At 62.8% G+C, this 13,487-nt stretch carries 14 protein-coding genes; 10 read left to right on the top strand and 4 right to left on the bottom strand.

Annotated features, from left to right (window positions below; translation table 11 throughout):
- Positions 1-123 precede the first annotated feature (123 nt).
- The 7 genes from ACIPW4_RS23590 to ACIPW4_RS23560 all read left to right on the top strand — a co-directional run bounded on the left by ACIPW4_RS23590 (position 124) and on the right by ACIPW4_RS23560 (position 4,935).
- Positions 124-819, top strand: coding sequence for a M949_RS01915 family surface polysaccharide biosynthesis protein (locus ACIPW4_RS23590; RefSeq protein WP_400662081.1), 696 nt, complete (start codon positions 124-126; stop codon positions 817-819).
- Between the two features lie 72 nt (positions 820-891).
- Positions 892-1,221, top strand: a complete 330-nt coding sequence (locus ACIPW4_RS23585; RefSeq protein ID WP_400662078.1) for an aspartate-semialdehyde dehydrogenase — start codon at positions 892-894, stop codon at positions 1,219-1,221.
- Between the two features lie 67 nt (positions 1,222-1,288).
- Positions 1,289-1,450, top strand: a complete 162-nt coding sequence (locus ACIPW4_RS23580) for a hypothetical protein (RefSeq protein WP_165837386.1) — start codon at positions 1,289-1,291, stop codon at positions 1,448-1,450.
- Positions 1,451-1,585: 135 nt separating this feature from the next.
- Positions 1,586-1,702 carry a cytochrome c oxidase subunit CcoM gene (gene ccoM / locus ACIPW4_RS23575; RefSeq protein WP_027918924.1) on the top strand — a complete coding sequence of 39 codons (117 nt, stop codon included), beginning with the start codon at positions 1,586-1,588 and terminating at the stop codon, positions 1,700-1,702.
- Positions 1,703-1,872: 170 nt separating this feature from the next.
- Complete coding sequence (locus ACIPW4_RS23570; protein WP_400662075.1) at positions 1,873-3,861, top strand: FUSC family protein; 1,989 nt, start codon at positions 1,873-1,875, stop codon at positions 3,859-3,861.
- Complete coding sequence (locus tag ACIPW4_RS23565; RefSeq protein ID WP_400662073.1) at positions 3,848-4,054, top strand: DUF1656 domain-containing protein; 207 nt, start codon at positions 3,848-3,850, stop codon at positions 4,052-4,054. The genes ACIPW4_RS23570 and ACIPW4_RS23565 overlap by 14 nt, the downstream gene beginning before the upstream one ends.
- An 11-nt stretch (positions 4,055-4,065) precedes the next feature.
- The gene (locus ACIPW4_RS23560) at positions 4,066-4,935 is read left to right on the top strand and encodes an efflux RND transporter periplasmic adaptor subunit (protein WP_400662070.1); all 870 of its coding nucleotides are present in this window, start codon (positions 4,066-4,068) and stop codon (positions 4,933-4,935) included.
- Positions 4,936-5,062: 127 nt separating this feature from the next.
- Here ACIPW4_RS23560 and ACIPW4_RS23555 read toward each other — a convergent pair whose 3' ends face one another.
- The gene (locus tag ACIPW4_RS23555; RefSeq protein ID WP_400662067.1) at positions 5,063-5,821 is read right to left on the bottom strand and encodes an SDR family NAD(P)-dependent oxidoreductase; all 759 of its coding nucleotides are present in this window, start codon (positions 5,819-5,821) and stop codon (positions 5,063-5,065) included.
- Positions 5,822-5,934: 113 nt separating this feature from the next.
- Here ACIPW4_RS23555 and ACIPW4_RS23550 point away from each other — a divergent pair, with 113 nt between their 5' ends.
- Complete coding sequence (locus tag ACIPW4_RS23550; RefSeq protein ID WP_400662065.1) at positions 5,935-6,876, top strand: LysR substrate-binding domain-containing protein; 942 nt, start codon at positions 5,935-5,937, stop codon at positions 6,874-6,876.
- 86 nt (positions 6,877-6,962) lie between these two features.
- A complete protein-coding gene (locus ACIPW4_RS23545) occupies positions 6,963-7,283 on the top strand; it encodes a DUF2025 family protein (protein WP_400662063.1) in 321 nt (106 codons plus the stop codon).
- A 6-nt stretch (positions 7,284-7,289) separates the two neighbouring features.
- Here ACIPW4_RS23545 and ACIPW4_RS23540 read toward each other — a convergent pair whose 3' ends face one another.
- The gene (locus ACIPW4_RS23540; RefSeq protein ID WP_400662060.1) at positions 7,290-9,860 is read right to left on the bottom strand and encodes an EAL domain-containing protein; all 2,571 of its coding nucleotides are present in this window, start codon (positions 9,858-9,860) and stop codon (positions 7,290-7,292) included.
- 55 nt (positions 9,861-9,915) lie between these two features.
- The gene (locus ACIPW4_RS23535; protein WP_400662234.1) at positions 9,916-10,989 is read right to left on the bottom strand and encodes a diguanylate cyclase; all 1,074 of its coding nucleotides are present in this window, start codon (positions 10,987-10,989) and stop codon (positions 9,916-9,918) included.
- Between the two features lie 130 nt (positions 10,990-11,119).
- Between ACIPW4_RS23535 and ACIPW4_RS23530 the strand changes: the two genes are divergently transcribed.
- Positions 11,120-12,214 (top strand): MBL fold metallo-hydrolase, encoded by a 1,095-nt coding sequence (locus tag ACIPW4_RS23530; RefSeq protein WP_400662057.1) that lies wholly within the window; start codon positions 11,120-11,122, stop codon positions 12,212-12,214.
- A gap of 2 nt (positions 12,215-12,216) precedes the next feature.
- Here ACIPW4_RS23530 and ACIPW4_RS23525 read toward each other — a convergent pair whose 3' ends face one another.
- Positions 12,217-13,101 carry a formate/nitrite transporter family protein gene (locus tag ACIPW4_RS23525; RefSeq protein WP_400662054.1) on the bottom strand — a complete coding sequence of 295 codons (885 nt, stop codon included), beginning with the start codon at positions 13,099-13,101 and terminating at the stop codon, positions 12,217-12,219.
- Between the last annotated feature and the right edge of the window lie 386 nt (positions 13,102-13,487).

The raw sequence follows: 13,487 nt of genomic DNA, 5'->3' as shown, positions 1-13,487 counted from the left end.
ACTCCCGCGATGAAAAAGCCGGCTATGTTAACGGATAGGCCGGGCGGACCATAGACCAGAAGTCCATCAGTCTAGCTGTTTCATCGCAGAACACCGTCTTGCTGACGAGGGCTACGCACCGATATGCCGCTCAAGCACCGCTGGTTGCACACCTCCCTGGCCATGGGCAGCATGCTGCTGCTGGCCGCCTGTGAGCAGAAAACATTCGAAACCCTGCCTGCGATCCCGGTCGAGCAGCTCGAGGTGCTGGGCGTGCAGACGCCGATCAAGAGCGTGCACTTTCGCGACCGCGACGGCGAAGGGCTGCTGGTGCTCAGCCGCAGCGATGGCCAGGCCGTCGATGCCGATTCCGAGCAGGAAGTCGACAAGGTGGTGCTCAAGGCCACCCTGTACGGGCGGGCCGCCGAGGGTGACGCGTTCAAGCCGCGCTGGCAGATCGAGCAGGAAACCACCTGCCCGGGGCTGGACCTGGATGTCGACTTCTACACCGATGTCAGTGACGTGAGTGACCTGAACAAGGACGATGTCGCCGAAGTGACCGTTGCCAGCCACGCCTTCTGCGGCGGCGGCATCGACCCACACGACATCGCCATTGAAATGCGCGAGGGGCAAAACGCCTACACGATCACTGGCCAGTCGCTGATCACCCCGGCAGGCGAAGACCCTGTCGGTGGCGAGCGGGAAGACAGCGCTTCGCTCAAGAATGCGCCACAAATGCTGCGCGAGCATATGGATTCGGTCTGGCAGCAGGTCTACAAGCGGCCTTGGAGCGAAGCCAGCCCGCCGTCCGACGACGACCCTGAGGACGATGCCGAATGACTGCTGTCCATACTGCCAAGACGCTCAAGCTGGCGAGCGGACGGCCGATACAGTAGGCACAGGAGAACGCCCATGCTGCCGCCGATCATCCCGCTCAGTGCCGCCCCGGTGACCTCGCAACTGGACCCGGTCAAACAGGCCCCCGACATCAAGCCGGTGGTGCCTGTGCAACCTTCGTCCAATGAAAGCGCCATCGACCTGAAGCAGCAGCGCGACCCGCAAGAGCAGGTGCTGTTGCTGCGCGAGGAGCAGCGTCGCCAGCAACGGCGCAAGAACAAGGGCGAAGCGGCGCTTTACAGTGCCCTGCCGGGTGACGAAGTCAACGCTGACAACACCGTGCCGGTGGCACCGCTGATGGGTGAGAACCCGCGCCAGGGCCTGCTGGTGGATATCGAAGTCTGACGCAGGGCTGGTCACGACCCGCGCCGGGCTTCATGATGCAAGTCTCTGTAGACCGTCGAGCCCACCCATGAGCCAAGACAACCTCATCGACTTCGATGCCGAGCGCGCCAAGCGCATCCATGACCTCAAGGAAAAACGCCTGAACGAAGTGCGTCAGGCCTTCGAGCAGGCCATGCCGCTTGCCACCGCGAAGAAAAAGAAGCCCAAGGGCAAGCCCAAGAAGCGCTGAAACTTGACGCAGGTCAACCCTGCACCCGCCTCGCGTGCCCGGTCCCGGGCAATATTGACCCTGATCAATTTTCCCCGCCCCCGCATTCGTTACCTTGCATCCATCGGACAACGGCAAACGAATCGGGAGGCCAGCATGTTCTTCGACAACGTGGTTATCGCGGGTGTGGTAACGGTCGGGTTGATGTTTGCATTCTTTGCCGGTCTGGGCATTTTCATCTGGAAGGACTCGCACAAGCGCAAGCCGCGCTGACCCTTCGCAGGCACGAGCACGCAAGGCATTTAGGGCGACTTCGGTCGCCTATTTTTTTGTCTGCGATTTTTGTCAATAAAGATGATTAGCTAGCTAATTAATAGTTTCCGCAGTATCCTGCTGCCCCATTGTCTATCGTTTAACCAACCATCCCCCGCAAGGTCCGATTCGTGCCCATCACCTTCCAGGCCCTGTTCGCACCCAGCAGCCTCGCCATCAAGTTTGCCCTCAAGACCCTGCTCGGGGCGGGCTTGGCGCTGTGGCTGGCCATGCGCTGGGGGTTGGAGCAACCGTCCTGGGCATTGATGACCGCCTTCATCGTCGCTCAGCCGTTGTCGGGGATGGTGGTGCAGAAAGGCCTGGCGCGTTTGGCCGGGACCTTGGTCGGCACCATCATGTCGGTGGTGTTTCTCGGCCTGTTCGCCCAGACCCCATGGCTGTTTCTCATCAGCCTGGCGTTGTGGCTGGCCCTGTGCACGGCGGCTTCCACGCAATTGCGCAGTGCCTGGGCCTATTCGTTCGTACTTGCGGGCTACACCGCCGCCATCATTGCCTTGCCCGCCATCAATCATCCCTTGCAGGTATTCGACCAGGCGGTGGCGCGATGCACGGAAATATGCCTGGGGATCTGCTGCGCCACGGCCAGCAGTGCCTTGATCTGGCCGATGAGGGTCGAGCAGCAGCTCGCCGGCCAGGCGCGCCAGGCTTGGCAGAACGGTCTGCAGGCGGCCAGTGCCATGCTCGGTGGCGAGGATGAAGCGCGCAAAGGGCTGCTGGACAGCCTGGGCCGTATCGTCGCCATCGACACTCAGCGCGAGCACGCCTGGTTCGAGGGCCCGCGCGGCCGGCAACGGGCCAGGGCCATTCGTGGGTTGAGCCAGAAACTCATGGTGCTGTTGCGTATTTCACGCTCGGTGCGCCGGCAGTGGCGGCAACTGGACGAGCACGAAGCCATGCGCCTCGCGCCTTGGCTGGAAGAGGTACGGGCGCAGTTGGTGAACCCGGATCAGCCGAGCTTGCTGGTGCTGCGTCAGCGTATCTGGGACGCCGCGCATGATGAGCACATCAGCTCTGCAGAGCACTTCTGCCTGGCGCGCATGGCCTTGCTGCTGGACTATGCCATGGCAACTACCCAGGCCCAGGACGACGTCGAGGCGGGCAGGGCGCCGAAGGATGTGGTCCAAGGGCTGGCGGTGCACCGGGACTGGTCGCTGGCGTTGTTGTTCGGTTCGCGCAGTGCCTTGGCGTTCCTGGTGATGAGCAGCTTCTGGCTGGCCACTGCCTGGCCATCGGCACCTGGCGGCCTGGTGCTGACCTGCGTGGTGTGCAGCCTGTTCGCCAGCCGCGAGAATGGCGCGCAGATTGGCCTGAGCTTCCTGCGCGGCATCTTCCTGGCGATCCCGGTGGCGTTCCTGGTCGGGCAGATCATCCTGCCGCAGTGGAGCAGCTTCGCCATGCTCTGCCTGGGCATGGGCGTGCCACTGTTCTTCGGCGCGCTGGGCATGGCCCATCCGCGCACCGGCGCCACGGCGACCTCCTACTGCCTGCATTTCATCGTGCTGGTAGCGCCGCTCAATGCCATGTCATTTGGCGTGGCGACCCTGCTCAACAGCGCCCTGGCCATGCTGATGGGCGTGGGCGCCGCAGTGCTGGCGTTCCGCTTGCTGGTGTTCCGCCACCCGGCCTGGCTTGGCCGGCGGCTGCGCGCCGCGACCCAGGACGACCTGGTGCGCCTGACCCGGCGCGACTTGCGCGGTGCCGACAGCTGGTTTGGCGGGCGCATGGCCGACCGCCTGATGCAGCTGGCCCGGCATGCCAGCGAGTTGCCAGGCACCGAGCGCAAACGCTGGGACGATGGCTTGCATGGGCTGGATATCGGTGACGAGCTGGTGCACTTGCGCATGTGCCTGGCGGTGGCCCAGGTGCCTTTGGGTGCCGCCGAGCGTGACTACCTGCAGCAGGTCGAGGCGGTGCTTGCCAAAGGCCCGGGAGCTGGCCGCGGGCAACGTCTGGATGCCGCCAGCGAGCAGTTCATTGCCGCCCTGCAGCAGGCACCGGCCAGCGACCCGTTGCGCCTTGCCCACGGTGCGGTGCTGCAGCTGCAGAAAAGCTGGGGTAAATGGTGCCGCGCGCAGGAGGATGCCCATGGGCTTGCGTGAGTGGGCGCTGGGCGGTGTGCTGCTCAGCCCGTTTCTGATTTATGTGCTGATGGCGCTGGCGCTGACCGGGGTATTGCGCCTGCTGGTACAGGCCTCGCCGCTGGGGCGCTGGATCTGGCATGAAGCGCTGTTCGACACGGCGCTGTTCGTTTGTGTGCTGTACCTGGTCGTTCGCCTGCTGGGGCCTTTGTAAGGAGTGATTCAATGCGTGCTGTCGTCCGTATCCTGGTGACCTTGTGTGTGGTCGCCATTGCCGTTCTGGCCGGCTTCAAGCTCTGGCAGTACTACATGCTCACGCCGTGGACGCGTGATGCCCGGGTGCGTGCCGATGTGGTGGTCATCGCCCCGGACGTGTCTGGCTGGGTGCGTGAACTCATGGTGCAGGACAACCAGCAGGTCAAGGCTGGCGATTTGCTGATGAGCATCGATCGCGAACGCTTCAAGGCTGCTTTCGACCAGGCCAGCGCGGTGGCCGAAACCCGTGCCCAGCAGTTGCACCTGCGTGAGCGTGAGGCAGCGCGGCGCACGGCCCTGGGCCCGGAGGCGATCAGTGCCGAGCTGCGCGAAAACGCCCAGATCAATGCAGCTGTCGCCCGGGGCGAACTGCATGAAGCCGAAGCTCAGCTGCAGGTGGCGAAGATCGACCTGGCGCGCAGCGAAGTACGAGCACCGCGCAGCGGGCATATCACCAACCTGCGCCTGGCCCAGGGCAACTATGTGAATACTGGCGAGTCGGTGATGGCCCTGGTGGATGATTCGACCTTCTATATCCAGGCCTACTTCGAGGAGACCAAGTTGCCGCGTATCCGTGTCGGCGATGAGGTGAAAGTCTGGCTGATGGGCGCGGGCGATGCGATGCAAGGCCATGTGGAGAGCATCAGCCGCGGCATTACCGACAGCAACAGCAATCCGGACAGCCAACTGTTGCCGGTGGTGGAGCCGACCTTCAACTGGGTGCGGCTGGCACAGCGGATACCGGTGCGGATCAGGCTGGACCAGATTCCTGAAGGCGTGCACCTGAGTGCAGGGATGACCGCCAGCGTGCAGGTGCATGAGGACCAGGCAGCACAGTGACGGCCATTGGGGCTGTTTTGCAGCCCATCGCAGGCAAGCCAGCTCCTACAGCTATTGCACCGACCTTGAGCCCTGTAGGAGCTGGCTTGCCTGCGATGGGCCGCAAAGCGGCCCCAGAATTTCTGCCCTACAGGAACATCCCGCCAGACACCTCCAGCCGCTGCCCGGTAATCCAGCCATTGCCTTCTTCCAGCAGCAGCGCGATGGCCGCGCCGATATCGTCGGGCAACCCGACCCGCCCCAGCGCCGTATTGCCGGCAATGAAGTCATTGACCTGCTGATTGTCGCGCACCACGCCGCCACCAAAGTCCGTCTCGATCGCCCCCGGTGCAAGGATATTGACGCGAATGCCACGCGCACCCAGCTCCTTGGCCTGATAGCGGGTCAACACTTCCATCGCCCCTTTCATGGCCGCATAGGCGGCATACCCGGGCAGCGCAAAACGCGCCAGGCCGGAGGAAATGTTGACGATGCGCCCGCCATCGACCAGCAAGGGCAGCATCCGCTGGGTAAGGAAGAATGGCCCCTTGAGCTGGATGCTCATCAGCTGGTCGAACTGTGCTTCGCTGGTTTCGCTGAACGGCACGTTCAAGCCGATACCCGCATTGTTCACCAGGAAATCGAAGCGCTCGCGGCCAAATTGCTGTTGCAGGGTTGCGCCCAGGCGTTCGGCAAAGCCGGCAAAGCTGCTGCTGTCGCTGACATCCAGTTGCAGCATTGCCGCCTTGGCACCCGCCGCTTCGAGGGTCTTGGCCACCTGTTGAGCTTCGTCGGCCTTGCTGTGATAGGTACCGATGATGTCGATACCGCGTGCTGCCAGATGCTCGGCAGCATTACGTCCCAGGCCGCGGCTGGCGCCGGTGATCAATGCGATCTTGCGAGTCATGTCGAATCCCTCGTGGGTGGTGGATGCGTCACAGGTTATTGATCGTCAGGTGGCTGTTAAATCCAGCCAGATCGGAAATACTGTTCGCTTGAACCGAACAGTCGAGGGGTGCCATGAACAAGCTGGAGCTGCTACGCACGTTCGTTCGCGTCAGTGAGCTGAGCAGTTTTACCCTGGCGGCAGATCGCCTGGGCCTGCCGCGCTCGACGGTATCCGAGCAGGTGAGGGCACTGGAGCAGTTGCTCGGCACGCGCTTGTTCAACCGCACCACGCGGCGCGTCCAGGCGACCCAGGACGGTGCGTTGCTGTATGAGCGTAGCAAGGACCTGCTGTCGGGCATGGACGAGATCGAAAGCCTGTTCCGCGCGGACGATGCCGAACTGGCCGGCTGCCTGCGGGTCGACATGCCGACCATGATGGCCCGCCGAGTGATCATTCCGGCCTTGCCACAGTTCCTGGCGCGGTTTCCCAGGCTGGAAGTGGAGATCAGTTGCACCGACCGCCAGGTCGACCTGCTACGTGAAGGTTTCGACTGCGTCATGCGCATCGGTGCGCTGAGTGATCTGGATGTGGTGGCGCGGCCTGTCGGCCAGTTGAGCATGCGCAATTGCGCCAGCCCGGGGTACCTTGCCCGTTACGGGGTGCCGCAGAACCTGGACGACCTGGCCGGGCACCGCCTGGTCCACTACGTGCGCAACCTGGGAGCGCGCAGTGCAGGCTTTGAATACGTGCAGGCCGGCCAGGTGTGCTGTCAGCCCATGGCCGGCGAGGTCACGGTCAACAATGCCGAGGCCTATTCGGCGGCGTGCCTGGCGGGCCTCGGCTTGATCCAGGTGCCTGCGGTCGGCGTGGCGCACCATCTGGCAAGCGGCGAACTGGTGGAGGTGATGCAAGGCTGGCAGGCGCAGGCCATGCCGGTGTCCTTGCTGTATGCCCGGCAACGGCATGTGCCACGCCGGGTCCAGGCCTTCATGAGCTGGCTGGGCGGGTTGCTGACCTCGCAGGTCGACCCTGTGCCAGATGATGAAAGTCTTGGCACAACGATGATCACATGAGCTAGGCTGCCACTGCGCGTCGCCCAACAGAGGCGACCGTTATCTGCCTGGCGTGCGTCACTTCCGTTCATTTGCGAGGTTACGTCATGGCCATCACTTCTCAGGACATTTGCAGCGCTGCCGACCAGCTCAATGGTTTTGTCGGCTTCCACGGCAAGCGCGGCGTCCATATCGTGCGGTTTTCCGAGGATGCGTTCGGCATGGACGTGGCGGATGACAGCATCACCCCCTGCAGCGAATTCGTCTGGCGGCCACAACAGGGGGCGCGCATGGCGCTGTGCCGGGAGCGCCTGGCGCTGTTGCTGGAGCAGCATGTGGATGACCGCCTGAACATCGGCGAGCCGTTGCGCGTTTACCTGCAGCGTCGCGATCTGCCCGAGATCGTGGCTGAGCGCTCGCTGCGCTGAGCAGGTTCAGGAGGCATCTGCAGAGCAACCTGGCTTGCGTTGCAACAATTGCTCGAAGCCGGCCCTGTCCAGTGGCCGGCTCAGGTAAAAGCCCTGCACTTCATGGCACTTGTCGCTTTCCAGGGTTTGCAGTTGTTGTTCGGTTTCCACGCCCTCGGCGGTCACGGTAAGGCCCATCGCCTCGCCCAGGTTGATGATTGCCTGCACCACCGCCCGGTCGTTGCCGGTGGCATTGCCCAGGCCGGCGATGAAACGCTTGTCGATCTTGATGCTGTCGAACGGGTAGGTCCGTAGATAGCCCAGCGAGGAGTAGCCTGTGCCGAAGTCATCCATGTTCAGGCGCACGCCCAATTCCTTGAGCGCGAGCATGGTGGCCAGCGCGCCTTCGATGTCGTTGAGCATCACGTTCTCGGTAATCTCCAGCTCCAGTCGCTGGGCGGGGAAGCGCGTCTCCAGAAGGATTTCGCGAATGTCGGCGACCACGTCGCTGCGCATGAACTGGGCTGGTGACAGGTTTACCGACACCAGAAGGTGCTCCGGCCAGTCGAGCGCGCTCCGGCAGGCTTCGCGCAACACCCAGCGGCCCAGGGTGACGATCAGCTCGCTTTGCTCGGCGAGCGGGATGAAGGTGTCTGGCGCAAGCAGGCCTTCTTGCGGGTGTTGCCAGCGCAGCAGGGCTTCGACCGACACGATGCGCAAATCGCCCAGTCGGTAGCGTGGCTGGTAATGAAGAACGAATTCATTGTTCTGCAATGCGCGGCGCAGGTCATTTTCCAGCTGACGGCGATACTGGATCTGCTGGTTCATCTCAGCGCTGAAGTAGCGCCAAGTGCCCTTGCCATCCGCCTTGGCCTGGTACAGGGCGATGTCTGCGCAGCGGATCAGCTCGCCAGCATCGAAGCCTTGATTGCGGGTTTGGGCGATGCCGACGCTGGCCCCGATGTGCAGCAGGTGGCCATCAAAGGCAATGGGCTGTTGCAGCAGCTCGATGAGCCGCCGGCACAGCTTGTCGATCTCGCTGCGGTTATCCATGCCGGCGAGGGTCAGGACGAATTCGTCACCCCCCAGACGTGCCACCAGGTCGACGTCGCGCGTGGTGTCACGCAGGCGCGCGGCGACCTCCTGCAGGACCGCATCGCCCGCTGCATGGCCAAGGGAATCGTTGATGGGCTTGAAGTTGTCGAGGTCGAGCAGCATCAGGGTCAGCGGCGGCGAGTCGCTGCCGCGCAGCAGTGCCTGTTCGAGGTGTCGGGCCAGTTTGTTGCGGTTGGCCAGGCCGGTCAGTGGGTCGTGCAGCGACAGGTGCTGGATGCGCGCATGGGCCTCGACCTCGTCGGTAATGTCGCTGGCGGTGCCGCGAAAGCCCGCGAGCTTGCCGTCGAAGCGGATCGCCCGGGCCGAAATCCGGCAATAGCGGCTCATGCCATGATGGTCGCGGTAGGCGCAGCGCAGGTTGGCCGGTTGCTCCGAATCGGCCTCGACCTGGGCGTCGAGCCATGGCGAGAGGGGCGTGGTTTCACAGCTGAGCAACTGGTTGAGCGGCAGGCCCAGCCAGACATCGACCGGGTCGCCGGTGACCTTGACGAATCGCTGCGACAGATAAGTCAGCCGTTGCTGTCGGTCGGTCTCCCAGATCCAGTCGGACGCGGCCTCGGCGACCGCGCGAAAACGCTGCTCGCTGGCCTCCAGCGCCAGGTTGCTCTTCTGCAGGCGTTCGAGGCTGAGGTCGATGGCGTGGGAGCTGCGCAGGGCATGGCGAAACAGATAGAGCATCACCAGGGCCAGTACCAGAAGGGCGCAGAGCAAGGGCGGCAACACGGCCCACAACAGTTGTCGCCCGGGCTGCGGGCTGGCCCAGGCCAGGTGGTAGCCGGTGTCGCCCAAGGCGATTTGCTGGGGGGTGTGGCCGTTTTCCCCGTTCTTTTCGAGGTGCATGTGGGCAAGGCCGGCACCCGCCCCCAGGCGCTCGAGTTTGGCTTCGGTAAGCTGGTCGACGAACAGCATGACCGGCGCCTGACTCACCTCCTGCGCGGAAACATCCCGGTCCGGGCGAACGGCGGCAGCGCTGAGCACCGCTGGCCAGTTATTGAACATGACGAAGCGGGTAATCTGCTCGCGGGCGCTGGCGGCCCCGCGTGCAGCGTCGATGACTGCTACCAGTGGTGCATCGATGAAGCTGCCGGCATCCGCCTGGGTAGGCGCCCCCTTGAACAGCGCATAGGTGGTGCGTTGGTCTTCGATCACGAATACCCCTTCGTAGCCGCTGGCGCTGTACAGCGACTCGCCTACGTTCTTTTCTTCATAGGCCCACTGCCAGTCAACCTTGCCTGCCAGGTGTTCGAAGGCCGCGTCCCACACCGCGTAACTGGACAGAAACTGCCGGGAAGCGAGCAACCGTTGTTCCAGTGCCTGGGTGGCATGGAACGCACTGCGTTGCTGTTCCTGTTCATCGAGTGTGGCTGCGATATTGAACAAGGCGCCCAGCGTGACAAGGCAGGCGAGGCCGAAAACTGCGCAGAAGCCGGCAATCAGATGACGGACTTGGAGGCGGGGGAGGGGGCTGGCGGTCCTGGCCATGCGCGAACAACTCCTTGTTGACTGCAGTCCCCTGCCGGTCAATCAGCAAGGAGGTTCAGTCAGGATAGGCCAGCCTGAGCGGGGCGGCCTCGCCCTGGGCGAAATTGACCTGGTCGCGGCCGCAGCGCTTGGCGCTGTAGAGCGCCTTGTCGGCCAGTTCCAGCCAGTGCTCGGCAGACTCGAGGTCGGCATGGAAGGCCGCGAGGCCAATGCTCAGGCTGATGCGCAGATGCGGCAGCTGTGGGTTGCGGTAGCTGGCGACCTGCTCGCGCAGACGCTCCATGGCCTGGCAGGCCTGAGCTTCGCTGGTGGCGGGGAGGATCACGCAGAACTCATCGCCGCCATAGCGCCCGGCCTGGTCGGATTCACGCAGGTTGCGCTTGAGCTCCTCGCTCATCTGGCGCAGTACGCAATCGCCGACCACATGGCCGAAGGTGTCGTTGATGGTTTTGAAGTGATCGATGTCGATCAGCGCGATCACGGCGGATGACTGTTGCTGACGGCAGGCATGGAACCCGAGCAGCAGCAGGTCTTTCCAGGCGCCGTGGTTGAGCAGGCCTGTCAGGCTGTCGGTCAGGCTCAGGGCGCGGAGGCGACGCTTGTGCTCGCCCAGTTTGATCGCCAGGCGGTAACAGACCCAGCCCAGGGCCAACGGATAGAGGGTCAGCATTGGCAGGCAGGCGTAGATCTGTAGCGCCGTGGCATTCAATTGCAACCCGGTGCCCAGCAAAGCGCTGGCCAGCAGCATGCCGGCCAGCTGCGCCATTACCCCGCGAACGATCAGGCGCTTGCCACCCGCAGCCACGTTGTTCATGGTCATCATTGACAGCACGGTCACGGTCGGCAGCGGGTTGAAGTGCATCGCCGCAGTCCAGAAGCCGCCCAGCAGCGAGTCCAGCAACAGGTTGCGTTGTTCCGCCTGATAAGGGGCCGCCGAACGCGATGCCCACTGGTAGGCGACATGTGGCCAGAACAGGCCATTGAACAGCAACAGCACCCAGACCCAGGATGGCGGTGATAGCGGCGCCACGCCAGCGGCTACGCTGAACAGGCCGATCCCCATGCCGATGATACGCGGCAGGTAGATGCGCTTGACGAAAGAAAGTCCCTTGCCGCTGCGATTGTCCATCATGGTCGTTGGTCTTCTGCTGGGGTGCCGTTTATCGCATAACTCACGTGAATATTGTTGAACAGTGTTTCATCGACGAAAAATGACCTTACAAGCCAATTCACAGTTGATGTGATCCCAGTGGGGTAACATGAAGCCCTTCCTCTTGCTTGGAGTGTTGCTGCTCATGGCTCCCATGGCTAATTCTGGCGACCAATCGGCGCCACAGCGGGACGGGCGTTTTCACAACCAGGCCAGCCTGCCCCAGGATGGCGTATTGAAGAAGCTGCGCATCGGTCTCAAGTACCTGTTGCTGCGCAAGCCGCCGGAAACCCGCCCGGCGGTGGCGATCAGCGTGCAGCCCATGACCCGTCAGCAGGTGCTCGATGCACCGGATCACAGCCTCTGGCGGCTGGGGCACTCCACTGTATTGCTGAAACTGCGCGGTCGCTACTTCATTACCGACCCGGTTTTCGCCGAGCGCGCCTCGCCGGTGCAATGGGCCGGGCCGCAGCGCTTTCATGCCCCGCCACTGGCGCTGGACGAACTGCCGCCACTGACGGCGGTCATTCTGTCCCACGACCACTTCGACCACCTCGATGAGCAAGCGATACGCCAGCTGGCGCCGCGAGCCGAGCGCTTTCTGGCGCCGCTCGGCGTGGGTGACCTGCTCATCGAGTGGGGTGTGCCCGCTGCAAAGGTGACGCAGCTGGACTGGTGGCAGGAAGCCGAGGTCGAAGGGGTGCGCTTGGTCGCCACTCCCGCGCAACACTTCTCTGGGCGCGGGCTGTTCGACAGCAATCGCACCTTGTGGGCCTCCTGGGTGGTGATAGACGACCAGACACGTGTGTTCTTCAGCGGGGACACCGGCTATTTCGCAGGCTTTGCCGAAATTGGCAAGCGCTTCGGCCCGTTCGACCTGACGTTGATCGAGACCGGCGCCTACAACGTGGCCTGGCCCAACGTGCATATGCAGCCGGAACAAAGCCTGCAGGCACATCTGGACCTGCATGGGCGCTGGATGCTGCCGATCCATAACGGCACGTTCGATCTTTCCACCCATGGCTGGCAGGAGCCGTTCGAGCGCATCGTCACCCTGGCCGCAGCGGCCCAGGTGCGGCTGAGCACGCCGCAGATGGGGGAGCGGGTCAGCATCGATTCACCACACGAGGGGCAGAACTGGTGGCATCCGCACCCGGCACCCCAGCGGGGCAGGGCGGTCGAGCGAGCGTTGGCGGCACGTTGAGATCAGTCGCGGCGCCGTGGCTGAGCCTCTTCTTCTTTTAATAGTTGCGACGGCGGCTTGCCACTGTCGCTGCGTACCTGGGCATGGCTGATCAGGGCGAAGATAAAACTGCCGCCGATGATGTTGCCGCCCAGGGTCGGCAAGGCAAATTCCAGCCAGAAGCTGCGCCAGGTTTCATCGCCGGCCCATACCAGGTAAGAGACTTCAACCGAGCCGACGACGATATGGGTGAAGTCACCCAGCGCCATCAGGTAGGTGATCATCAGGATGATCCAGATCTTGGCCTGCTCCATGGACGGGATCATCCAGACCATGGTGGCGATCATCCACCCCGACACGATGCCTTTGGCGAACATCTGGCTGATGTCGTTCTTCATCACCTTGCGCCCGACTTCGAGGAAGGCCACATCGGTCTTGCTGTCGAATATCGGCAGTTCAAGCATGACCCAGGCAACCATCAAGGTGCCCGCCAGGTTGCCCAGCAACACCACGCCCCACAGTCGCAGCAGGCGACCGAGGTTGGCGAGCGTCGGCGTGGTCATGACGGGTAGCACGGCAGTGAGGGTGTTTTCGGTGAACAGTTGCTGGCGTGCCAGGATCACCGCAAGAAAACCGGCGCTGTAGCCGATGCTGGCGATGACCTGGGCACTGTCGCCCTCAGGCAGGCGGGCGTAGAACAGCCCCATGGCCATCAGCGACAGCCCCATCGTCAGGCCGGCGGCGAGGGCGGACCACCACAACGCCGCGAGCGTGCGCTCCAGTTCCTGGTCGCCCTGGGAACGAATGATCTCGTGCAATACCGCAGCCCGCGGCGGCTGGTTATGGCTGACTTCCTTTTCTTCGTCCGCCGACAGACCGGGGGTTTTATCGCTCTGCGCATCGCTCATGGCCGTTACGCTCCTCGGGTTGTTTCTCTACAGAGCGGTGCTTCGTCCATTTAGTTGCCAAGTGGCCCCAGACGTAGAACGAAAGTTTTTTCAGATCAAGGTGTTGACTCTGATTTCAAAGCGCGTATTATTCGCCTCCTCGCAGCGTTGAACGCCACGAGGCAAGCGGTAAGTTGTTGAGGTTGAACGCTTTTGAAAGAAAGCAGCTTCTAAAAAACTTCAAATTAACGCTTGACAGCAAATGAGGAAAGCGTAGAATGCGCGCCTCGGTTGAGACGAAAAGCTCTTAATCAAACGCTCTTTAACAAATCGAATCAAGCAATTCGTGTGGGTGCTTGTGAGTACGGACTGATAGTCACAAAGATTATCAGCATCACAAGTGACCA

It is taken from the genome of Pseudomonas sp. NPDC089996 (assembly GCF_044748405.1).
GTDB lineage: Bacteria > Pseudomonadota > Gammaproteobacteria > Pseudomonadales > Pseudomonadaceae > Aquipseudomonas.
This window is presented reverse-complemented; position numbering and strand designations above follow the sequence as displayed.